Here is a 22,750-nt window from a genome sequence, read left to right on the forward strand (position 1 = left end):
CCGCGCACAGATTTGCCCAAGGGGATGGGACCGTGGCCGAACTCGCCCTACAGTCCAGACAGTTAAGGCAAGGCTGACCAAAGGAAGTGGACGTGGGGACCTCTGCGGTCAGGGCGGCGAAAGGCCCCCGCGCGGTACTCCTGCTCGCGCTGTCCGGCGCGGCGCTTCTCGCGCTGTGCGGTCTGTCCATGGCGTTCGGCGCGCTCAGCGTCCCCCTCGACCAGGTCTGGCACACACTGCTCGGCGATGCGCCCAACTCCCGTATCGACAACGTGATCTGGTCGGTACGGCTGCCCCGCACCGCCCTCGGACTCGCCACCGGCGCCGCGCTTGGCCTGTCGGGCGCGCTGATGCAGGCGCTGACCCGCAACCCGTTGGCCGACCCCGGCATCCTCGGTGTCAGCGCGGGCGCCGCCTTCGCCGTCGTCCTGTCCGTCGGGGTCCTCGGCATCGGCTCGGTCTACGGATACATCTGGTTCGCGTTCGCCGGGGCGTTCGCCGCCAGCGTCCTGGTCTATCTGCTGGGCGGGCTCGGCCGGTCGGGCACGACGCCGGTGAAACTCGCCCTGGCCGGCGTCGCGGTGACCTCCCTGCTGTTCTCGCTGACCAGCGCGATCGCCCTGACCGACCCGGATGCCCTGAACCGCTACCGCTTCTGGTCCGCGGGATCCCTGGCCAACCAGAACGAGGAAGTCCTGCTGCGCGTCCTGCCGTTCCTCGCGGTCGGCGCCGTCCTGGCCCTGGCCGCCGCGCCCGCCCTGAACCGCCTCGCGCTCGGCGACGACGTCGCCAGGTCCCTGGGGCTCAGGCTCGGACTGGTCCGTGTCCAGGGCGTGGTGGCCGTCACCCTGCTCACCGGCGGCGCCGTCGCCGTCATCGGGCCCGTCGTCTTCGTCGGCCTGGTCGTCCCGCACATCGCCCGCATCCTCGCCGGGCTCGTCGGCATCGGCCCGGACCACCGCTGGCTGCTGCCCCTGTCGGCCGTGCTCGCGCCCTGTCTGCTGCTGGCCGCCGACATCGCGGGCCGACTGATCGCCAGGCCGGTCGAGATCCAGGCCGGCATCCTGGTCGCCTTCCTCGGCGGCCCGTTCTTCATCGCGCTGGTACGCCGCCGACGACTCGCGGAGCTGTGAGCCATGACGACCTGGTACGCCGCCGACGAGCCGCGGAGCTATGGCCATGACCACCCGGTACGCCGCCGACGACCCGCGGAGCTATGGCCATGACCACCGAACTCGCGCCCGTGCCGGGCGGGAAGGACTCCGCGGAGCGGCCCGCCCGCCGCACCGCCGACCGCGTCACCTTCCGGCTCACCGTCCCGCCGGTCTCCGGGCTGCTGCGGCCCCGGCTGCTGGCCGTGTGCCTGGGCCTCGCGGCGGCCGCCTTCCTGCTGTTCACGGTGGAGACCTCCATCGGGGACATCTCCCTGCCGCTCACCGATGTGATGCGGGCCCTGGTGGGCGCGGGCGACCCCGGCACCGAGCTCATCGTCCACGAACTCCGCCTGCCCCGGGCCCTCGCGGGCCTGCTCGTCGGCATCGCGTTCGGCATCTCCGGCGCCCTGCTGCAGACCCTTACCCGCAATCCGCTCGCCAGCCCGGACATGATGGGCATCACCCAGGGCGCGGGTACGGCTGTGGTCGCCGGCATCGTCCTCGGCTGGGACGGCGGTCTGAGCACCCAGGCCCTCGGTCTGCTCGGCGCGCTGGTGGCGGCGCTGCTCGTGTACGCGCTGGCCTGGAAGCGGGGCACCAGCGGCTACCGCATCGTCCTCGTCGGCGTGGGCGTCGCGTGGATCTGCACCAGCGCCACCGACTACCTGATGGCCCGCGGGCAGCGCTTCCAGGCGCAGGCCGCGCTGGGCTGGCTGGTCGGCAACCTCAACGGCCGTACCTGGCAGCAGATCACCCCGCTCGCGGTAGCGATGGCCGTACTGGTCCCGCTGGCGCTGCTGCTCGGCCGACTGATGCGGACCCTGGAGCTCGGCGACGATGTCGCCCGGGGGCTCGGCACACGCGTACAGACCGTTCGCGTCGCCGTACTCCTCGCCGCCGTAGGTCTGGTGGCCTTCGGGACGGCGACCGCGGGGCCCGTGGCCTTCGTGGCGCTCGCCGCACCCCAGGTCGCCCAGCGCCTGGCCGGTACGGCCTTCCCGCCGCCCCTGGGCGCCGGGCTGACCGGCGCCGTGATGGTGCTGGGATCCGATCTCGTCGCCCGCAAGCTCCTGGACACCGAGCTTCCGGTCGGGATCGTCACGGGTGTGCTGGGCGCGCCCGTACTGCTGTGGCTGCTCGTCCGCGCCAATCGCGCAGGTTCAGGAGGCTGAAGACGTGTCGAAGAAGGACCCCGCACCGGTCGGCGGCCCCGACCTGCGCGCCGAGAGCCTACGGCTGGCGTACGACGACCGGGTCGTCGTCGAGGATCTCGACCTGGTGGTGCCCACCGGCCGGATCACGGTGATCGTCGGGGCCAACGCATGCGGCAAGTCCACGCTGCTGCGCGCCCTGGCCCGGCTGCTGACCCCCAAGTCCGGTGCCGTCCACCTCGACGGGCGCTCGATCCATGCGATCCCGACCCGTGCCCTCGCCCAGCAGCTGGGCATCCTGCCGCAGTCCCCGGTCGCCCCCGAGGGGCTGACCGTCATCGACCTGGTGGGGCGCGGCCGTTCACCGCACCAGACCTGGTGGCGGCAGTGGTCGTCCGCCGACGAGGAGGCGGTGCACGAGGCGCTGCGGGCCACCGACATGACCGACCTGGCGCACCGGGCGGTGGACGAGCTGTCCGGCGGCCAACGGCAGCGGGCCTGGATCGCCATGGCGGTCGCCCAGGGCACCCCGGTGATGCTGCTGGACGAGCCGACGACCTACCTCGACCTCGCCCACCAGATCGACGTACTCGACCTGATCACCGATCTGAACCGGCATCAGGGCCGCACGGTCGTGATGGTGCTGCACGACCTCAACCAGGCCTGCCGGTACGCCGACCACATCGTCGCGATGAAGGCGGGCCGGATCGCAGGCGAAGGCTCCCCCAGCGAGGTCGTCACCGCGGCGATGGTGGAGGAGGTCTTCGGACTGCGGTGCGTCGTCGGTACGGATCCGGTGAGCGGGACGCCGATGGTGATTCCGATGGGCCGGCACCACGAGGGGGTCGAGGACGCGGCGCCGGTCGCCGTCCCGCATGCCACCGGATGAGGTGGCGGGGCCCTACGGACGTGCCGTCAGATAGCCCCCCATCGTGCGGAAGTACTCGGTGGCCGGGTACTCGGTGCCGTCCTCGGTCCGCACCCGCTGGACCAGCAGACCGGGCAGCCGTCCGGAACGCGCCCCGGCGCCGGCCACGATGACGATCCCGTCTCCCTCGCGGATGAAGATCCGCCCCGGGGTGCCGCCATAACGCCCTTGGGAGACCGCCGCCTTGACGATCCGGAGGCGCTCGCCGCGGTGGTGCGTGAAGGCGTTCGGGTACGGATCCGACTGGGCCCGCACCAGCCGCTCCAGGTCCTCGGCGGGCCAGGTCCAGTCGATGCGGCTGTCCTCCAGGGACCGCTTGTGGAAGAAGCTCGACCGGGAGCGGTCCTGTGCGATCCACTCGGCCTTGCCGGAGGCGATGAGGTCCAGGGACTCCCGGACCACGGGGCCGATCAGATCGACCGTGCGGTGGAACAGGTCGGTCGCGGTGTCGGCGGGGCCGACGGGCACCGCGCGCTGCAACAGGATGTCGCCCATGTCGAGTTCGGCGTCCATGCGGTGGGCGGTGACGCCGACCCGCTGCTCGCCGTTGATGAGCGCCCAGATCAGCGGCGAGAATCCGGCGTAGGACGGCAGCAGCGAGTCGTGGATGTTGAGCGTGCCGTGCGGGGGCAGATCGAAGATCTCTTCGGGCAGCCAGGTACGCCAGTTGTTGGCGACGATGATGTCCGGCTCGGCGTCCTTGAGCGTCTGAAGGAGTTCGTCGTCGCCAGGGCGGCTGCGCAACAGCACCGGTACGCCGTGCTTTTCGGCCAGGTCGGCGACCGAGTCGCTCCAGATCCTCTCGTAGACGTGGTCGCTCTTGGGGTGGGTGACGACCAGGACCACTTCGTGCTCGGAGTCCAGCAGAGCCTGCAGCGTCCGGTGTCCCCAGGTCTGGTAACCGAACATGACGACCCGCATATAAGCCCTCCTCAGCCATTGCTAGGTAAGGCTAACCTTATCTAGCATGTGCCTGCTCGGGGGAGCCTGTGGCATCCATTGGAGAACGCTGTGCGCTCCCCCCTACAGGAGGCGATGACGCGGTGACGACGCTTCACTCTGGGCCGGACTCCACCTACGACGTGCTGGGCATCGGCTTCGGCCCGTCCAACCTCGCACTCGCGATAGCGCTCCACGAACATGGCGTGACCTCACGCGAAGGGGACGGATTCCGCGCCGGATTCCTGGAGCGGCAACCGCGGTTCGGGTGGCACCGCGGCATGCTCATCGACGACGCCACCATGCAAGTGTCCTTTCTCAAGGACCTGGTGACGATGCGTGATCCCACCAGCGACTTCAGCTTCCTGTGCTATCTGCGCGACCGGGGGAGGCTCGTCGACTTCCTCAACCAGAAGACTCTCTTCCCGCTGCGTATCGAGTTCCACGACTACTTCGAGTGGGCCGCCGCCCGTGTCGGCCACCTCGTCGAGTACGGCGCCGAGGTGGTCTCCGTACGGCCGGTCACCGAGGACGGTGAGGTCCGCTGGTTCGACGTCACCAGCCGCGACCCCGCCGCCCCGGAGCGCACGACCGTACGCCGCACCCGCACCCTGTGCGTGGCCACCGGCCTGGAACCCCACCTGCCGCCCGGCGTCGCGCTGTCCGAACGCGTCTGGCACAACAGCGAGTTACTCCCGCGCGTAGATCAACTCCTGCGCGCGAGCACACCAGTTCGCCGTGCCGTCGTCCTCGGCGCCGGCCAGAGCGCCGCCGAGGCCGTCGACTACCTCCACCGCAGCTTCCCCGGGGCCGAGATCTGCTCCGTGTTCGCCAAGTACGGCTACACACCGGCCGACGACAGCCCGTTCGCCAACAGGATCTTCGACCCCGAGGCCGTCGACGTGTACTACGGGGCGCCGCCCCAGGTGAAACGGTCGCTGTACGACTACCACCGGGGCACCAACTACTCGGTCGTCGACATGGAGTTGATCGAATCGCTGTCGCGGACCATGTACCAGGAGAAGGTCCAGGGCAGAGAGCGCCTGCGGATGATGAACGTCTCCCGCATCCGCGAGGTCGCGCAGGGCACGGACGAGCTCCGGGTGACGGTGGAGTTCCTGCCGACGGGGGAACGCGAGGTGCTCAGCTCCGATCTCATTGTCTACGCGACCGGTTACCAGCCCCGGGGAATCGGCGACCACCTCGGCGAGATCGCCAAACTCTGTCTGCGCGACGACGAGGACCAGCTCCGCGTCGGACGCGACCACCGCGTGGAGACCGCCGCGCACGTCACCGCGGGCGTCTACCTCCAGGGCGGCACCGAGCACACCCACGGCCTCACCTCGACCCTGCTGTCCACGACCGCCGTACGCGCCGGGGAGATCTGCTCCTCCCTCCTCGCGCAGAACGCGGGCAGCCTGCGGGAGTAGACACGACCCGTGCGTCACCTCGCTGCCGACACGCTGCTGCCGGTCAACACGACGCTCGCCGTCGCCCTGGCCGTTCTGCTGCTCGCGGCCACCGCCGTGGCCGCCGTCTTCCGGCTCTCGCCGGACGAGTCGTACGGGCGGGCCCGCGAGGTCGTGACGGCGGGCGTCCGGGCGGCCCTTCAACTGGCCGCGGTGTCCCTGGTGATCGGCTGGGCCGTTCACCACACCGCGGCCCTGATCGGGTTCCTGTTCCTCATGTTGGCCGTCGCGACCCGTACCGCGGGGCGGCGCATCACACCCAACGGCACCTGGTGGTGGGCGGCCCTGCCGATCGCGGTCCCGGTGGTACCGGTCATCGCCGCGCTGGTCCTGACCGGGCTGCTGACCGTGCCCGGCATCGCCGTCGTCCCGGTGACCGGCATCCTCATCGGCGGGGCGCTGACCGCGACGGTCCTCGCCGGACGGCGCGCGCTGGACGAGGTCGCCGGACGGTTCGGCGAGGTCGAGGCCGCCCTGTCGCTGGGCTTCCTCGACCGCGACGCCCATCTCGAAGTGGCCCGCGGCGCCGCCTCGGACGCCCTGCTGCCCGCTCTCGACCAGACGCGCACGGTCGGCCTGGTCACCCTGCCGGGCGCCTTCGTCGGCATGCTCCTGGCCGGCGCCTCCCCCGTGCTCGCCGGCACCGTCCAGGTCTTCGTCCTCATCGCCCTGCTCGCGGTCGAGGCACTGAGCGTGGCCCTGACCGTCGAACTCGTCGCCCGCCGCAGACTCCATCGCTCCTGACGGCGGCCGCGCACCAGCAGGGGCGGGCCCCCTCGGCCCCGGAAGGTAAAGTTGCTCCGTCATCGGTCCGGCCGTCCGCCGTGCCGGGGCCGACGAAGCCCCCGGCGAAGACCGACGCCCAGGAGAGCGGGAGAGAGCGTGCGCATGTCCATGGTGCCCGGCGCCGCCGCCTACCCACCGTGAGTCTTCGCCCCCGCACAGCGCCCGGTCGCTTCACCGCCGCCCCCTGACCACGAGGTCCGCCGCGCGCGTTGGGCGGCCACCCCCGCCCGCCCCTCCCCCGCACGCCCGCCGTGATGCCGCGCGTGCCCGAGCACGACAGGTCCCCTCGTCTTGTCCTCCTCCGCACTGTCGCCCGCCGTCTGGCTGCGCGGCTCCCGACGCCCGTCCTGGCTGTCCGATCCGAAGGTGCTGCGCACCGAGGTGCTGGGCGGTCTCGTGGTCGCCCTCGCGCTGATCCCGGAGGCGATCTCCTTCTCGATCATCGCCGGGGTCGACCCGGCCATCGGTCTGTTCGCCTCGTTCACCATGGCCGTCACCATCGCCGTCGTCGGCGGCCGACCGGCCATGATCTCCGCGGCCACCGGCGCCGTCGCCCTGGTCATCGCCCCGCTCAACCGCGAGCACGGCTTCGGCTACCTCATCGCGGCCGTGATCCTGGCCGGCGTCTTCCAGATCGTCCTCGGCGCGCTCGGCGTCGCCAAGCTGATGCGGTTCGTGCCGCGCAGCGTGATGGTCGGTTTCGTGAACTCCCTCGCCATCCTCATCTTCATGGCGCAGGTGCCGGAGCTGACCGACGTGCCCTGGGCCGTCTATCCGCTGTTCGCCGCCGGTCTTGCGCTGATGGTGTTCCTCCCGAGGATCACCACCGTGATCCCGGCGCCGCTGGTGTCGATCGTCGTCCTCAGCGTCGTCACCCTCGCGGCCGGGATCGCCGTGCCCACGGTCGGCGACAAGGGCGCACTGCCGTCCTCACTCCCGGTTCCGGGCCTGCCGGACGTGCCGTTCACGCTGGACACCCTGACCACCATCGCTCCGTACGCGCTCGCCATGGCGCTGGTCGGCCTGATGGAGTCGCTGATGACCGCGAAGCTGGTCGACGACATCACCGACACCCGCTCCTCCAAGACCCGCGAGTCCATCGGCCAGGGCATCGCCAACATCGTCACCGGGTTCTTCGGCGGCATGGGCGGCTGCGCCATGATCGGCCAGACGATGATCAACGTACGGGTCTCCGGCGCCCGCACCCGTCTGTCGACGTTCCTCGCGGGCGCGTTCCTGATGGTGCTGTGCATCGCCTTCGGCCCGATCGTCTCCGACATCCCCATGGCGGCGCTGGTCGCGGTGATGGTCATGGTCTCGGTCGCCACCTTCGACTGGCACTCCATCGCCCCGAAGACGCTACGACGGATGCCCGCCGGGGAGATCACCGTCATGGTCGTCACCGTCACGTGCGTGGTCGCCACCCACAACCTCGCCATCGGCGTCGTCGTCGGATCGGTCACCGCGATGGTCATCTTCGCGAAGCGCGTCGCCCACCTCGCCGACGTCACCGCCGTCCTGGACCCCGACGGCACCACCGTCGTCTACCGGGTGACAGGTGAGCTGTTCTTCGCCTCCTCCAACGACATCGTCGGCCGCTTCTCCTACGCCACCGACCCCGAGAAGGTGATCATCGACCTGTCCGCCGCCCACATCTGGGACGCCTCCTCGGTCGCCACCCTGGACGCCATCGAGACCAAGTACGCCCAACGCGGCAAGACCGTGGAGATCACCGGCCTCAACGACCGCAGCGCCCACCTGCACGACCGCCTCAGCGGCCAACTCGGCTGAGAGGTCGTCGAGCGCAGTCGGGCGCCGACTGGGATCCTGGCGCCGTACACACGGTTGGACTGACCTCGGCATCCGTGAAGGGACAGCCTGATGGCGTACGACGAGGGACTCGCCGAACGGATCCGCGACCGGCTCGGCGCTGATCCCGACATCACGGAGAAGCGCATGTTCGGCGGTATCGCCTTTCTCCACGGCGGGAACATGGCCGTCGGCGTGACCGGCGACGACCTCATGGTCCGCGTCGGCCCGGACGCGACCGACGAGGCACTCACCCGTCCCGGCACCCGCATCTTCGACATGACCGGCCGCCCGATGCGCGGCTGGGTGGTGGTCGAGGGCTCGGCCGTCACGGAGGACGAGGAACTGGACGCGTGGGTGGAGCGGGGCCGCGCCTTCGCGGCGGGCCTGCCACCGAAGTGACGGGCTGGTGACACCGCTTGGCGCCACGTGGTGCCACTAGGTGCCACCTAACGGCACCTCAACACACATGACGCCACAACGACCGGGCCCGACACCATCACGTTTCCCCAGGTCAGACCAGTCACGCACCACACCGCGCCACCTGGACGGGACTGGACACCACGGTCACCTTCGGGCCCTCCGGCCAGGGCCTGACCAGCACGGTCCTGCACGACGTCCACGGCCCGGTGGGACAGGCCCAGCAGAGCCTGACCGTCCGCCCCCAGCCCGGGCGATGACAGCCACGGCTTCGCCTCACTGCTCCCACATGTCCGGGCCGCCACCCCGCCACTCGACCACCCCGGACTGGCGCACCCACTCCTCCTCGACGTCCTCCAGCCCGGCCAGGCGCAGAAACTCGACGATGTCGAGCAGCCCGTACGCCATGCCCACGAACCGGTCGTGCACCCGGACCCGCCGGCCGCCGTCTTCGCCCGGCGGGTAGATCACGATGAGCTGCGCGCTGGTCATGGGACCAGCGTGCGGCCCGGTGCGTGTGCGCGCATGTGGGGCGTCGGTGCGATGTGGTCGGCGGCGGCTCGTGCCTGCCGGAGATACGGCAGTTGACGATGTCGATCCCCGTGGTGTCGGCGAGGAATGCGCCTGTCGTACGCCCCACTCCTGCGCCGCCTGTGCGATGTTCAGCAGCCCGGCGAGCCGCCTGCCGCGCACATGTGCGCGCAGGCGTTCACTTGCTCTGGAGCGAGCCGAGCGGTTCGGGGTCGTTCTCCAGCGCGGTGGCCGCCGTCTTCCAGTCGCTGTCCTCGCCGAGGAGAGCGCTGCGGAGGAACGCCGTGCTGAGCCGTTGGATCAGGGCGACGCGCGCCGGGCTCTCGTCCGTCGTCTCGGCGACCTCGTATCCGGGGATGCCGCCGAGCGAGTGCTCCGCTCCGAACAGGGTGAGCAGGTGCTTGGTCCCCGGGCTGTGGGTGTACGGGTCGGTGAACCAGTCCGGTCCGCGGGTGGACAAGTGGGACTGGTCGTTGTCCCCGGCGACGACGAGCGCCGGCGTCGTCATCGCGGCGAACGACGGCTTCATGAAAGGGAAGTGCTCGGCGGCGAAGGGGGTCAGGTCATCGCCGAGGCCGGTCAGGGCTAGCAGCACTCCCGCCGTGACACGGGGGTCGGCCATGTCCTCACCGGGTACGCCGTCGGATCCGAGGACGCGCGCCCCCAGCAGCGCGCTCGCCGTCTGGGCTCCCCAGGAGTGGCCGGCCACGGCGATGCGGTCACGGTCGAGGCGGCCGCCGAGTCCGGGCACGGAGGCCTCCAGGACGTCGAGCCCGTCCAGTACGCGCGCGAGGTCCTCGATGCGGAAGCGCCATATCCGCGGTGTACGAGGGTCCTCGGCGGGGATGCCGAGGGACCGGGAATCAAGGTGAGTCGGCTGGATGACCACGAAGCCGTGTGCGGCCCAGTGGTCCGCCAGTGGGGCGTAGCCGTTCATCGACCAGCCGTAGCCGTGCGAGAAGACGACGACCGGCAGATCGCTGCCGGTCGCGGGGGCGGAGACGCGGACCTGGAGGTCCTCGCCGCGACCCGGGGCGGCCAGGACGACCGGCTTCGCGGATATCACTGTGGACATGGAAGTGCCTTCCGTTCAGGACATGGCTGCCGGTCCCCCGGTCTGCCATCATGGATGAAACGGAACCTTGCTCCACTTACGATACGGAACACCGTTCCGCTTTTCAAGGCTGTTCACGGCAAGGCTGTTCACGAAAGGAGCGCTGCGGTGAGCGACAGCGGCAGGATCCCGGGAAGCTCGGCAGGGTCCAAGCGCAAGGACGCCCGGCGCAATCAGCAGACCCTGCTGGACGCGGCCGCCGCGGTCTTCGTCACCTCGGGCGTGGAGGCGCCGGTACGCGACATCGCGGCCAAGGCGGGCGTCGGGGTGGGCACGGTCTACCGCCACTTCCCCACCCGGGCGGACCTCGTCATCGCCGTCTACCGCCACCAGGTCGATACCTGCGCCGAAGCGGGCCCGGCGCTGCTGGCGGCGAGTCCCACACCCCACGCCGCCCTGGAGCAGTGGGTCGACCTCTTTGTCGACTTCTTGGTCACCAAGCACGGCCTGGCCGCCGCGATGCAGGCCGACAGCGCCGGCTTCGAGGCGCTGCACGCCTACTTCCTGGAACGCCTCCTGCCGGTGTGCACCCAGTTCCTCGACGCCGCTGCCGCCGCCGGCGAGATACGCGCCGACCTCGACGCCTACCACCTGATGCGCGGCATCGGAAACCTCTGCGTCGGCGCCGACAGCGACCCCCGCTACGACGCCCGCCGCCTGGTCGCACTCCTCGTCGCGGGACTGCGCCAAGCGCACTGACCATGACGCCCGCGACCTGAGGGCCTGCCGCTCACGCCAGAGCGCACCTGGGTTGCCCGCTCTCCAATTAATGGCTACGTTGTAACCGAAATGCAACGGCTACACCGTAGCCATTACTCGGGCGTAACGCAGCGGGCAGGCCCACCGTGCCCGAAAGATCCCATTGAGGTCGATCACCATGACAGAACTCCACGACATCGACGTCCTCGTGGCCGGAGCCGGCCCCACCGGCTCCGCCCTCGCCGCCGACCTGCTGCGGCGCGGCCTTCGCGTCCGTGTCGTCAACAAGGCGCCGCACGCCTTCGAGGGCTCACGCGCCAAGGGCATCCAGCCCCGCACCCAGGAAGTCCTCGAGGACTTCGGCGTACTGCATGAAGCACACGCGGAGGGCGGCCCCTACCCGCTCGCGGGACTCCACCTCGGGCCCGTCACCGCCCCCTGGAAAATGCAGCAGCGCAGCAAGCCCACCCCGGACGTCCCCTACCCGAACATCCTGCTGCTGCCCCAGCACCGCACCGACGCCATCCTGCACCGCCTGCTCGAACGCCTCGGACTGCACATCGAGTACGGAGTCGCACTGGAGGGCTTTGACCAGGACGCGGATGGCGTCACGGCGACGCTCTCCACCGGCGAGCGGGTGCGCAGCAAGTACCTCGTCGGCGCCGACGGCGGCGCGAGCGCCGTCCGCGCGGCCACCGGTCTCGGATTCGTCGGGGAGACCGACGACTCCGACAAGACCCTCATCATCGACTGCACGATCGACGGACTGTCCCGCGACCGGTGGCACATGTGGCCCCGCGCGTCCGCCGGAGCCTGCCCGCTGCCGCACTCCGACCAGTTCCAGGTGATGGTCCGGCTGAAGCCCGGTGACACCCCGAACCTCGACCATGCCGCCCTGGCCGACCGGTTCCACGCGCTCACCGGCCACAAGCTCCGCGACATCACCTGGACCTCGGTATTCCGGCCCAACGTCCGCCTCGTCGAGCACTACCGCCAGGGCCGGGTCTTCCTGGCCGGCGACGCCGCCCATGTGCACACCCCGGCCGGTGCGCAGGGTCTCAACACCGGTGTGCAGGACGCCTACAACCTGGGCTGGAAGCTCGGCCAGGTCATCGCCGGCGCACCGGACAGCCTCCTCGACAGCTACGAGGCCGAACGGCTCCCCATCGCCGCAGGCGTCCTCGGCAAGTCCAGCGAGCTCTACCAGAGCCTCAGCAACCACAAGGTCGCCGGCCTCAAGCGCGGAGACGAAGAGCGACAGCTCGCCCTCACCTACCGTGGCGGCCCGCTCGCCCCCGCCGACGCTCCGGCCACCAAGACGCTCCACGTAGGCGACCGCGCACCGGACGCACCCTGCACCGCACCCGGCACCAGCCGCATCTTCGACGCCTTCCAGGGCCCGCACTTCACCCTGCTGGCCTTCGGCCCCCACGCCACCGAGGCACTGCCCAACCTGCCCTGGCCGACCGACGGCGCCGAACTGCACCGCTACGCCGTCCGCTCCGGGCGCGGCATCGACAGCGGCTACCTCACCGACCCCACCGGCCAACTGACCCGCATCTACGGCGTCGTAGGCGACGCGCTGATCCTGATCCGGCCCGACGGATACATCGGCGGCATCATCACCACCGACTGGACGGCCTCCTTCGCCACCGCCGCCAAGGCGTTCGCTCCGAGGTAACCCGTCACATCATGAGGAGCTTCACGATTACGCGGATGCCGTCGATCTGCGTGCCCGCGCCTCGACTGCTCATGGCGCCAGGCGGTGACGATGTTCACCGAGGAACTGCCCTGGCTGCGCGGCCGCGACCTGGAACTCGTCATGGGCCGTGCCGTCGCCGACTGGATCAGCTGGCACTGAGCAGTCTGGCCTTCTCCAGCCCGTCGAGGAGCAGGTCCAGGCCGAACCGGAACTCGTCATGCAGCGGTACGGAAGTCAACTCGTCGGCCACGGCCAACGTGGCCGGATAGGCGGCCGGGTCGAGCGAGTGGTAGTACTCCCGCAGGTGCGTCTCGTCCTCGGGGCTCGGCGTGCCGGGGCCGTGCTGCTGGATGGCGAAGCCGATGACGTAGTGACCGATGGCCGTGAAGGCACGCACGGCCAGGCCGACCGGGAACCCATGGCTCAGGAAGAGTGCGATGAGCCGTTCCCGGCCCCGCAGAGCGTTCGGCCCGACGGGGACCTGGGCCGCCAGCAGGGACAGCGCGTTGGGGTGCCGGGACAGGGTGGCGTAGAAAGCCTCCGCCGCGACGGTCACCGCATCCCGCCAGTCCAGGCCGTCCAGTTCCTCGGGTGGGACACGGACCTCGCCCAGGATTCTGTCGGCGACGAGAGCGAGAAGCTCGTCCTTGCCATTGAAGTGCCGGTAGAGCGTCGCCGTACCCGAGTTCAGGGATTCGGCGAGCATACGCAGGGTCAGCGCCTGGATGCCGACTTCGTCGATGAGCTTCAGGGCCGTGTCGACGATCCGGCCGACGTCCATCGGGGGGCGTCCGCGCCGGTACGCGGGGGCGGACGTACGGCTCGCCCACCAAGCGGGACTTCCCGGAACCGGCTGGGCCTCCGAAGCCATGAAGCGGTCACCTCTCGGCCACATCTACTGCGGACAGGTATCCAAAAAGCAGGAGTTTCGGCTATATGGTATCCGTTTTCGACCCGCGTCCCGCCGGTGGATTACGACGCTCCCGCTCACCCCAGAAAGCTCAGCCGAACCTTCCGATGCGGATTGTCCCTGTTCGTATCCGCTAATCCCCTTTAGGGCAACTCCCAGCCTAGCCAAGGTCGACGACACGTCCACAAGGAATCGGTAGGTACGCTGCCAGCAGGCGAGCGTGGTGACACCGTCGTAGTTCCCGCGCATGTCGGTGCGTCCTGCCTCCGGCTCACCGCCGTCGGTAGTGCGGTCCCGACGCATGACAGGACGGCTGGTTGAGGGCTCCGGGTCGGCGATGCTCCTCATGCGCTCGATAGTCTCAGGCCGCGTTGGTGGTCGGTCGCACGGCGGCGAGGTGCGGTGCGGTGCAATTCGTTCCGCTCAATCGACTGTCTGAGTGGATGCCGCCCCACACCCAGCATCACTTCGAGCAACCCACGAAGCGCTGGTGACACAATCGCCCCGGCGATGGGCGGGGATGAGAGGGAAACAATGAGCGGACGTGAAGTCAAGCACCGGACGACTACCCTCGCGCTCCGAGTGAGGATCGGGCACAGCCAAGTAAGCAAAAACCTGCACCTCGCCGACTGAAACCGCTGGTCGCGCCCTGTGGTCCCCGCGCATGCGGGGTTGGTCCCGTCTTGATCGGCTTGTCGCCGAGCCGTGTTCCGTGGTCCCCGCGCATGCGGGGTTGGTCCCTGCGATGGGATGTCCGTGGGTGGCGGCGCTCGGTGGTCCCCGCGCATGCGGGGTTGGTCCCTCCACCGACTGCCCGACGGTGACGACAACGGAGTGGTCCCCGCGCATGCGGGGTTGGTCCGGTGAGGCCGCCGAGGAGGTCCGCCACCAGGGCGTGGTCCCCGCGCATGCGGGGTTGGTCCCGCGGAGTGGACCGCGCGCGCGGTTGAGCTGCTGTGGTCCCCCCGCATGCGGGGTTGGTCCCCCCCGTACAGGGCACGGGCGTTGTGTGGTGGAGTGGTCCCCGCGCATGCGGGGTTGGTCCCCTCGGCCTAGGCACGGCCGCCACCAGGAACGTGTGGTCCCCGCGCATGCGGGGTTGGTCCCGCGGCGAGCAGCCCGAGGGCCATGACGACGTTGTGGTCCCCGCGCATGCGGGGTTGGTCCCCTCACCCGGCCGCATGGGCAGATGGGTGATGGGTGGTCCCCGCGCATGCGGGGTTGGTCCTTGGTTCCGGGCGCCACGCAGTTCCCCGTGCCCGTGGTCCCCGCGCATGCGGGGTTGGTCCCTCGGCGAGATACTCGTCGGTGAGGCCGTGGACGTGGTCCCCGCGCATGCGGGGTTGGTCCCGTCACCGCCGAACGAATGGCGCGCGTGATCGGGTGGTCCCCGCGCATGCGGGGTTGGTCCCTCATCGCCTCCGAGGCGGCCTACGACTCCGGCGTGGTCCCCGCGCATGCGGGGTTGGTCCCCGGGCGCCCGTACCCACCAGCGCGCGACAGCTGTGGTCCCCGCGCATGCGGGGTTGGTCCCGGCCGTCTGGTTGCCCAGTGGCACCGGGAGGAGTGGTCCCCGCGCATGCGGGGTTGGTCCCCATCGAGCTGTGCCCGCCCGTCCCACTTGCGCGTGGTCCCCGCGCATGCGGGGTTGGTCCTCACCAAGGACGAGAACCAGCAGGAGGCGTACGTGGTCCCCGCGCATGCGGGGTTGGTCCCGCGGCCCGCGCGTCCCTCGGCGACTGGATCGCGTGGTCCCCGCGCATGCGGGGTTGGTCCCTGCACATGCGGGACGCCACCTACCGGCTCATGGTGGTCCCCGCGCATGCGGGGTTGGTCCCGCGACGGCGAGCATTGCCGCGATCGCGAGGAGGTGGTCCCCGCGCATGCGGGGTTGGTCCCTACGCCCTCACCTGGACAGGACCTGACGGCACGTGGTCCCCGCGCATGCGGGGTTGGTCCCACCGTGACGGTCGACGCGTGGACGAAGCCGTTGTGGTCCCCGCGCATGCGGGGTTGGTCCCGTTCAGATGGGCCGCCTCGACATGGGCGACGTGTGGTCCCCGCGCATGCGGGGTTGGTCCCACCCTCCTGTCGGCCGTCGGCGTCGCCATGGTGTGGTCCCCGCACATGTGGGGTTGGTCCCGCAGGACGGGAGTAACGCGTGAGCGAGTACAGGTGGTCCCCGCGCATGCGGGGTTGGTCCCTGCTGCGGGGTCAAGGTCTGGCCCCAGTACTTGTGGTCCCCGCGCATGCGGGGTTGGTCCCCAGCTCGCGGGGATCCTCGGGCGTATCCCGTCGTGGTCCCCGCGCATGCGGGGTTTGTCCCGACTTGGTGCAGCCCGGCAAGGCGCTGGAGGTGTGGGGTCCCCGCGCATGCGGGGTTGGTCCCTTCCTCGGCCAGATCTGCCGGCGGGACTGCGTGTGGTTGCCGCGCATGAGGGGTTGGCCCCGTCTCACCATCTTCGGGCCAAACGCCGTACAGTAGCCCCCGCGAACGCGGGGTTGGTCCCGATGAGCTGAAGGCCACGCCGTAGCAATCGGCAAGAGCTTCGGGCCAACCCGAGTGGTCCCCGCGCACGCGGGGGTGATCCCTAGGTGCACGGGCCTTCAGGGAGACAGAGATCATGATCCCCGCGCATGCGGGGGTAGGTAGTTCCCACGCCATGGTGAACTAAGACTCGTGGCAGTTGTGATCCCCCCTCGCAACGGGGACCATCTGCCAGGCCACCATGCACGCAACGGGAGCGGATCCGCGCGCCTTCAGAGAGCCATCCAATGGCGCTCACGCACGCCCTGCTCCATACACGTGGCCACGCGCAAGCCACTGCAGCTTCCTCGGCAGCGACAACATTCCGGCGTGTGGAGGTCGAGGCAGTCAACAAGCATGATTCTCAACTAGGTACACGGTCATTCCGGCAGTCTTTTTCCCAAGACAACGCAACGAGCGAACAGAGATGGCGAGTTGGGTCTACGTTACTCGGGAGACGACATGAACCAAGAGGAACGAAAACGGCCGGGCCCGCTGTCCCTTCCCGGGGCTACGGGAAGAGCGGGACCGGCCTGTCTCACTTTGATCAAGACCACGATCAGTAAGACAAGGAGCACGATAACGTGCAGTTATCCACAGCGCCCACCCCGCAGCCGGATCCAGGCAGTCACGATGCCGCTCTGATTCTCGGAGCCCTCGCCGCCTGCGCGAGCGCCCCAACCCCCCACACACCCTGGGTCTGGATCACCGTCGTGATTGTCATCGGGGTTGGGTCAAGGCCCCTCCGACCCAAGCGGAGGTGCAGCGCCACCTGAGCTCCACACCCGTGGGGCGTCAACGGGCGCCCCACGGGCCCATCATCGCGCGGGCACAAGGGGGCCCATACACCACAGCCCGCGAACAACCAGGTCTTTTGCCGTACCTCATTCTTGAAAGGCCAACGGAGTGTTCCCCACTGGCATGGTTTCGCTGTCTCCCGAGGGGACGTCTCCGTTCAACCGCCTGTCGCAGGCAGCGCGCTCAGCTTGGGCCAAGCACGACCGCAAGACGGACGCTTGGTTGCCCTTGTGGCGGCACATGGCCGACAGCGGGGCTGTGGCCGGCATGCTGTGGGAACACTGGGTTCCTCAGTCCGTTCGTCGGGCGGTGGCCGACGTACTGCCCGGCGGGCCAGCGGATGCAGAGCGACTCGTGCTTTTTCTTGCCGCCGCGCACGACTCTGGTAAGGCAACTCCCGCCTTTGCATGCCAAGTTGAGTCACTCGGCGAGGTCATGCGCCGGGCGGGCCTCGATATGCACACCCTCAAGGAGTTCGGCGAGAGCCGTCGGCTCGCGCCCCATGGGCTGGCCGGGCAGCTATTGCTTCAGGAGTGGATGCGAGAGCGCCATGGACTCAGCTCGCGCGTGGCCGGGCAGTTCGCCGTCGTGGCGGGCGGGCATCACGGCATGCCTCCAGATACCCAGCAGATCCATGATCTTCAGCTCCGGCCCCATCTTCTACGGCACCCCGGACCGAGTGAGGAATCCTGGCGCCGGGTGCAGTACGAGTTGATGGACGGGTGCGCCGAACTCGCCGGCGTACGGGATCGACTTGGCACGTGGGAGGACGTACGGCTGCCGCAGACGGTGCAGGTGCTGTTGACGGCTGTTGTGATTCTGGCGGACTGGATAGCCAGCGCGCCCGAGTTGTTTCCGTATGCCCCTGAGAGCTGGCAGCCCCTTGGGCCCACGGGCGAAATCCGGCGGCTGCGTGCCGCTTGGGAAGGACTCGACCTTCCCGCACCGTGGATGCCCAACGAGCCGGTCGGCTCTGCGGAGGAGCTGTTCACCGAGCGCTTTCCCAAGTTCAGGGGCACCGCGATACGGCCCGTTCAGGCTGAAGCAGCTCGTATCGCACAGGAGATGGAACCCGGCGGGTTGCTCATCATCGAAGCGCCCATGGGTGAGGGGAAGACGGAGGCCGCGTTCCTCGCCGCAGAGATTCTCGCGGCGCGTTCGGGCGCCGGCGGCGTGTTGTTCGCTCTCCCCACGCGGGCCACGGTCGACGCGATGTTTCCCCGGCTGCTGAGCTGGCTGGATCAGCTGCCCGACGAGGGCTCAGGGCCACGTTCGGTCGTGCTGGCTCACGCCAAGGCCGCGCTCAATGAGGAGTGGTCCGGTCTATTGCGCGCCGGTTCACGGTCGTTGGCAGCCGTGGACCCGGACAGCGCGTCAACGGGGTTCACAGATGGTGCGCAGACTCCTCGGATCCGTCCCGCCGAGTTACACGCGCATCAGTGGCTGCGTGGCCGGAAGAAGCAGTTACTCGCGTCGTTCGCGGTCGGGACAGTCGATCAGGTGCTGTTCGCCGGCCTCAAGAGCCGGCATCTTGCCCTGCGACACCTGGCAGTGGCCGGCAAGGTCGTCGTGATCGACGAGGTGCACGCCTACGACGCTTACATGAACCGTTACCTCGACCGGGTGCTGGAGTGGCTCGCTGCGTACCGGGTGCCCGTGGTGCTTCTCTCTGCGACGCTGCCTGCCGAGCGGCGCCGGTCCCTGGTCGCGGCATACGCCGGGGCTGCGGCCGGGGAGAACACAGAGACCTCCTCGCAGGCGTATCCCTTGATCACAGCTGTCGCTCCGGGGAGGCCCGTCCTCAGCGCTCGGCCGGAGGCCGCTTCGGGGCGGCGTACGCAGGTGTCGGTGGAGGCCATGGCGGACGACCTGGACTCGCTCACGGACCGTTTGGATGCCGAATTGTCGGGGGGCGGCTGCGCTCTGGTCGTCCGCAACACCGTGGATCGCGTACTGGACACCGCCGCGGTGCTGCGCGAACGCTTCGGAGAGGAGAACGTCACCGTCGCGCACTCCAGGTTCGTGGCCGCGGACCGTGCCGCCAAGGATGCTGAACTACGTGGGAGATACGGGCCAGATGTCGAGTTGCGGCCCGACCGGCACGTCGTGGTGGCGAGCCAGGTGGTGGAGCAGTCGCTGGACGTGGACTTCGATCTCCTCGTCACCGATCTGGCGCCGGTGGACCTCATGCTCCAGCGCATGGGCCGTCTCCACCGACACCCGCGGCGGCGGCCCGCAGGTCTGGCCCGCGCCCGCTGCCTGGTGACCGGCGTGGACTGGCAGGCGGAGCCCCCCGAACCGGTGGCGGGATCGCATGCCGTGTATCCGGGCAGATGGACGCTATTGCGGGCGCTTGCCGTGTTGGAACCGCATCTGAACGGCCGGCCTGTGGAGTTGCCGGCCAGCATCAGTCCGCTCGTGCAGGATGCCTATGGCCCAGAGCCAATTGGGCCTGCCGCCTGGGCTGCCGCCATGGCCGAAGCGATGCGGAAGCATCGTGCGCTGCTCGACGAGAAGCGGCGTAAGGCAGAGGGATTTCTCCTTGGCCCGGTACGACGGGCCGGAAGGCCCGTCTACGGATGGCTGACAGCCCACGCGGGGGACGCCGAGGACAGCAGGGCGGGCCGCGCCCAGGTCCGGGACAGTGACGAGACCATCGAGGTACTTGTCGTTCAACGGCTGCACGACGGCCGCCTGGCGACTCTGCCGGAGCTCACACGCGGCCGTGGAAGCCTTGAACTGCCCACCGATTTCCCGCCCGACCGACGAACCGCGGAGACGGTGGCTGCGAGTGCGCTCACGTTGCCGGGCCGGTTCAGTACGCCGTGGCGGATCGACCGCACCATTGCCGAGCTCGAGCGAGAGCTCATACCTGCCTGGCAGGTCAAGGAATGCCCTTGGCTGGCTGGGGAGTTGCTGCTCGTTCTCGACGGGAATTGTCAGACCCGTCTGTCAGAGTTCGACCTGAGCTACAGCGCCGCAGAAGGACTGCGGATGACGTCCCCTGGTGTGCGCGGGGGCGGATCTGGCGACGGCGAGCACCGAAAGGACGACCATGATGCGCGTTCCAACGGGGGCACGGAAGATTCCCTTACCGCATGGCGCGGGGACTCGGGGGGTGCCGCGATGACCCAAGCCGTGACGGACGTGGCGGGTCGAGCGACCACAAAGCCGGTTCAGGGTGAAACAGGCGGCCCTCCTTCCTTCGACCTGGTCTCCCAGCCGTGGCTACCGGTGCTCCACAACGACGGAACCGTAGAGGAGGTGTCCCTCCTCAAACTCTTCGCAACCGCCGGCGACTGTCGACGCCTCGTCGGTGACCTGCCTACTCAGGAAGCGGCCCTGTTGAGGGTTCTTCTCGCCATCCTGTACGACGCGCTTGAGGGCCCCGCCGAGATCGAGGACTGGGAGAAACTGTGGCCCGCGGCCGATCCGTTTGCCGAAGTGCCCGCATACCTGGAGCGCCACCGCGAGCGGTTCGCGCTCTTTCACCCTGCACGGCCCTTCTTCCAGGTAGCCGATCTCCGTACCGGTAAGGATGAACTGGCGCCGCTCAACCGGATCGTCGCCGACGTGCCCGCCGGCTCGCCCTTCTTCTCCATGCGGCAGCCCGGGGTCGAGCGCCTCTCCTACGCCGAGGCAGCCCGCTGGCTCGTGCACACGCACGCCTATGACACCTCGGGTATCAAGTCCGCGACGGTCGGCGACCCGCGAGGCCGCAGCGGCAAGGTGTACCCGCTGGGTGTGGGCTCGATGGGGAGCCTTGGCGGGATCTTCGCCGAGGGCGCGAACCTGCGGGAGACGTTGCTGCTCAACCTCATCGCCTTCGAAGACGCCTATGGCAGCGAGGATTTCGGAGATGGCAGTCGGCTGGACCTTCCGGTGTGGCGCCAGGAACACCCGCTGGGTGCGGGACCTCGGGGCGAGGAGGCAGGTGGGCCCGAACCGGCCGGCCTGCGGGACCTCTACACGTGGCAGTCTCGGCGGTTACGACTGCACGCGGAGGGCGGCTGCGTAACCGGAGTTGTCCTCGGCTACGGCGATCCGCACGTCTTGTCCGCCCCATGGAAGCTCGAGCCCATGTCGGGTTGGCGCCGTAGCCCGACGCAAGAGAAGAAGCAGGGGCGCAGTCCCGTATATGTACCAGCGCGCCATGATCCGAGCCGAGCGGCCTGGCGTGGGCTGGCCGCGCTGCTGCCCTCCCGAGGCCAGGCCGGGGAAGTAGGGCGGCACGGCGAGGCGGCCGAGGTCCTCAGGTCGGGTGTCACCCAATGGTTCACTCACGTGCTCACCACGACAGAGGAACTTGATGTCCAAGGGTTCGTGCGCCTGCGGCTCATCGGTGCCGTCTATGGCACCCAGCAGTCCGTGATCGACGAGATCATCGACGATTCCGTTGTACTGCCGGTCATCACCCTGCACGAAGAGCAGCCCCTCTATGGGGCAGCCGCCGTGGACGCGGTCAGCGACACCGAATCGGCCGTCTCGGCCCTCGGGCAATTGGCCGCCAATTTGGCCCGGGCAGCGGGAAGCGACCCGCTGGGTCCCGCATCAACCGCTCGCGACATGGCTTTCGGCATCCTGGACGGCCCCTACCGGGCCTGGCTGCGGAACCTGCTCGAGTTCCCGGATCTGCACACGGCCCGGGAGGCGTGGCACACCACCGCACGGCACCACATAACGCGTTTGGCGGAGCAGTTGCTCGGATCGGCTTCTGCCGCGGCCGCCGAGGGGCGGCTCGTAGACATGCCCGGGGCCGGGAAGCGCCTGATCGACGCGGGGCGCGCCGAGCAGTGGTTTCGCGCTCGGCTCGCCAAGGCACTTCCCCTCGCCAGAGCCTGACCGGCCCGTCGTAGCGAAGCCTCGAGCAGTCAGCCCGTTGCGAACCGCTCTCGCTCGCATCCCCGACGACTCCTCAGCACTGGAGAACAAGCAAATGGCAACAGGCACATCACCTTCCACGGGAGCAACGGCCCCTCCCCCACTACAGGTCAGAAGCGCGGGCCACGCCTTCTCTGTCCCCCGACAGGCCGCGCTCCAGACCATCGGGCGCCTGCAGTCCGGCTACGTACAGGACGTGCCGGCAGCAGTAGCCGCGGTGGCACGGCTGCGGCGCGAGGCGGGCCGCACCTCTCTCGCTGACCCGGCGAGCTGGGGACTCGACGACGCCGAGGAGCTCACTCGGGTACGCGAGAAGCGGCTCATCGAGAAGCAGCTAGAGCAGGAAGGCCAAGCTGCCGACCCCTCATTCTTCTCCTCGGCTGCCAGGCGGCGGCGCGAGCAGGCCGACGAACAGGAGGAGATCGCGGTCCACATCGCGGTCACCCTGTGGGCCCTGCACCAGCAGTCCCTGCGTGATGAACCAATGCACCGGCCGGGCTGGCCGCTGGGCCGCGCTGTGCGGCGCCTGGCCCACGGAATGACCGGCGTACATGACCCATCGACGCCCCCGGAGAACTCAGCGGCCGGAGACCGCGACGCGGCACCTGCGAATCAGGCCGTCGAAGAAGCTTCGGAGACGATCCGCAAACGCTTCGTCCGCATCGGGACCGCTTCACACATCGACCTACTGGCCGTCCGGCTGCGCGAGATGGTTCTCCTGCTGCGCGGCGCCCGCATCCCGCTGGACTACGGACTGCTCGCCGACCAGCTCTTGCGATGGCAAGACCAGACCCGGCGGGCCGATGTCTGCCGCGCCTGGGGACGCGAGTTCCATGCGGTGTACCGGAGCCGGACGGCCGACATGGACAAAGTCGGCACCGTCAGCCCGTCGGCCGAAGACCACGTAGAAGCCGACGCGGGCGACTGACCAC

Annotated in this window: 15 protein-coding genes, 1 pseudogene and 1 CRISPR repeat array; of the genes and pseudogenes, 12 read left to right on the top strand and 4 right to left on the bottom strand. The window is 69.4% G+C overall.

Annotated elements, in window-relative coordinates:
- The first annotated feature begins 92 nt into the window (after positions 1 to 92).
- The 3 genes from OHT76_RS05365 (at position 93) to OHT76_RS05375 (ending at position 3,194) form a co-directional block, all read left to right on the top strand.
- Entirely contained in the window at positions 93 to 1,133 is a 1,041-nt protein-coding gene (locus OHT76_RS05365; RefSeq protein ID WP_328869583.1) for a FecCD family ABC transporter permease, read from the top strand.
- An 89-nt stretch (positions 1,134 to 1,222) separates the two neighbouring features.
- Entirely contained in the window at positions 1,223 to 2,326 is a 1,104-nt protein-coding gene (locus OHT76_RS05370) for a FecCD family ABC transporter permease (RefSeq protein WP_328869584.1), read from the top strand.
- 4 nt (positions 2,327 to 2,330) lie between these two features.
- Positions 2,331 to 3,194, top strand: a complete 864-nt coding sequence (locus OHT76_RS05375) for an ABC transporter ATP-binding protein (protein WP_328869585.1) — start codon at positions 2,331 to 2,333, stop codon at positions 3,192 to 3,194.
- A 12-nt stretch (positions 3,195 to 3,206) separates the two neighbouring features.
- Here the strand turns inward: OHT76_RS05375 and OHT76_RS05380 are convergent, their stop codons facing one another.
- Positions 3,207 to 4,154 (bottom strand): methionyl-tRNA formyltransferase, encoded by a 948-nt coding sequence (locus OHT76_RS05380; protein ID WP_328869586.1) that lies wholly within the window; start codon positions 4,152 to 4,154, stop codon positions 3,207 to 3,209.
- Between the two features lie 122 nt (positions 4,155 to 4,276).
- On the opposite strand from OHT76_RS05380, the gene OHT76_RS05385 reads away from it, so the two are divergent.
- The 5 genes and pseudogenes from OHT76_RS05385 to OHT76_RS05405 all read left to right on the top strand — a co-directional run.
- On the top strand, positions 4,277 to 5,602 hold the full coding sequence (locus OHT76_RS05385; protein WP_328869587.1) for a lysine N(6)-hydroxylase/L-ornithine N(5)-oxygenase family protein: 1,326 nt from the start codon (positions 4,277 to 4,279) through the stop codon (positions 5,600 to 5,602).
- Between the two features lie 9 nt (positions 5,603 to 5,611).
- Positions 5,612 to 6,385, top strand: a complete 774-nt coding sequence (locus OHT76_RS05390) for an ABC transporter permease (protein WP_328869588.1) — start codon at positions 5,612 to 5,614, stop codon at positions 6,383 to 6,385.
- A 333-nt stretch (positions 6,386 to 6,718) separates the two neighbouring features.
- Complete coding sequence (locus tag OHT76_RS05395) at positions 6,719 to 8,218, top strand: SulP family inorganic anion transporter (RefSeq protein WP_328869589.1); 1,500 nt, start codon at positions 6,719 to 6,721, stop codon at positions 8,216 to 8,218.
- 90 nt (positions 8,219 to 8,308) lie between these two features.
- Positions 8,309 to 8,638, top strand: a complete 330-nt coding sequence (locus OHT76_RS05400; protein ID WP_328869590.1) for a TfoX/Sxy family protein — start codon at positions 8,309 to 8,311, stop codon at positions 8,636 to 8,638.
- 140 nt (positions 8,639 to 8,778) lie between these two features.
- Positions 8,779 to 8,916 (top strand): annotated as a pseudogene (locus OHT76_RS05405) (thioesterase family protein); the annotation flags it as partial.
- 16 nt (positions 8,917 to 8,932) lie between these two features.
- On the opposite strand, the gene OHT76_RS05410 reads toward OHT76_RS05405, so the two are convergent.
- Both OHT76_RS05410 and OHT76_RS05415 read right to left on the bottom strand, forming a co-directional pair.
- Entirely contained in the window at positions 8,933 to 9,148 is a 216-nt protein-coding gene (locus tag OHT76_RS05410) for a hypothetical protein (RefSeq protein ID WP_328869591.1), read from the bottom strand.
- 217 nt (positions 9,149 to 9,365) lie between these two features.
- Positions 9,366 to 10,262 carry an alpha/beta hydrolase family protein gene (locus tag OHT76_RS05415; RefSeq protein ID WP_328869592.1) on the bottom strand — a complete coding sequence of 299 codons (897 nt, stop codon included), beginning with the start codon at positions 10,260 to 10,262 and terminating at the stop codon, positions 9,366 to 9,368.
- A gap of 147 nt (positions 10,263 to 10,409) precedes the next feature.
- Here OHT76_RS05415 and OHT76_RS05420 point away from each other — a divergent pair, with 147 nt between their 5' ends.
- A complete protein-coding gene (locus OHT76_RS05420) occupies positions 10,410 to 11,000 on the top strand; it encodes a TetR/AcrR family transcriptional regulator (protein ID WP_328869593.1) in 591 nt (196 codons plus the stop codon).
- Positions 11,001 to 11,178: 178 nt separating this feature from the next.
- Positions 11,179 to 12,681, top strand: coding sequence for an FAD-dependent monooxygenase (locus OHT76_RS05425; protein ID WP_328869594.1), 1,503 nt, complete (start codon positions 11,179 to 11,181; stop codon positions 12,679 to 12,681).
- Between the two features lie 166 nt (positions 12,682 to 12,847).
- Here OHT76_RS05425 and OHT76_RS05430 read toward each other — a convergent pair whose 3' ends face one another.
- The gene (locus OHT76_RS05430; protein WP_328869595.1) at positions 12,848 to 13,573 is read right to left on the bottom strand and encodes a TetR/AcrR family transcriptional regulator; all 726 of its coding nucleotides are present in this window, start codon (positions 13,571 to 13,573) and stop codon (positions 12,848 to 12,850) included.
- Between the two features lie 690 nt (positions 13,574 to 14,263).
- Positions 14,264 to 16,204: direct repeats of the CRISPR family, unit length 29 nt; unit sequence GTGGTCCCCGCGCATGCGGGGTTGGTCCC.
- An 856-nt stretch (positions 16,205 to 17,060) separates the two neighbouring features.
- On the opposite strand from OHT76_RS05430, the gene casA reads away from it, so the two are divergent.
- Positions 17,061 to 21,779 (top strand): type I-E CRISPR-associated protein Cse1/CasA, encoded by a 4,719-nt coding sequence (gene casA / locus OHT76_RS05435; protein ID WP_328869596.1) that lies wholly within the window; start codon positions 17,061 to 17,063, stop codon positions 21,777 to 21,779.
- A 235-nt stretch (positions 21,780 to 22,014) separates the two neighbouring features.
- Positions 22,015 to 22,746, top strand: coding sequence for a type I-E CRISPR-associated protein Cse2/CasB (casB, locus tag OHT76_RS05440; protein WP_328869597.1), 732 nt, complete (start codon positions 22,015 to 22,017; stop codon positions 22,744 to 22,746).
- Positions 22,747 to 22,750: the final 4 nt, after the last annotated feature.

The organism is Streptomyces sp. NBC_00287, assembly GCF_036173105.1.
GTDB lineage: Bacteria > Actinomycetota > Actinomycetes > Streptomycetales > Streptomycetaceae > Streptomyces.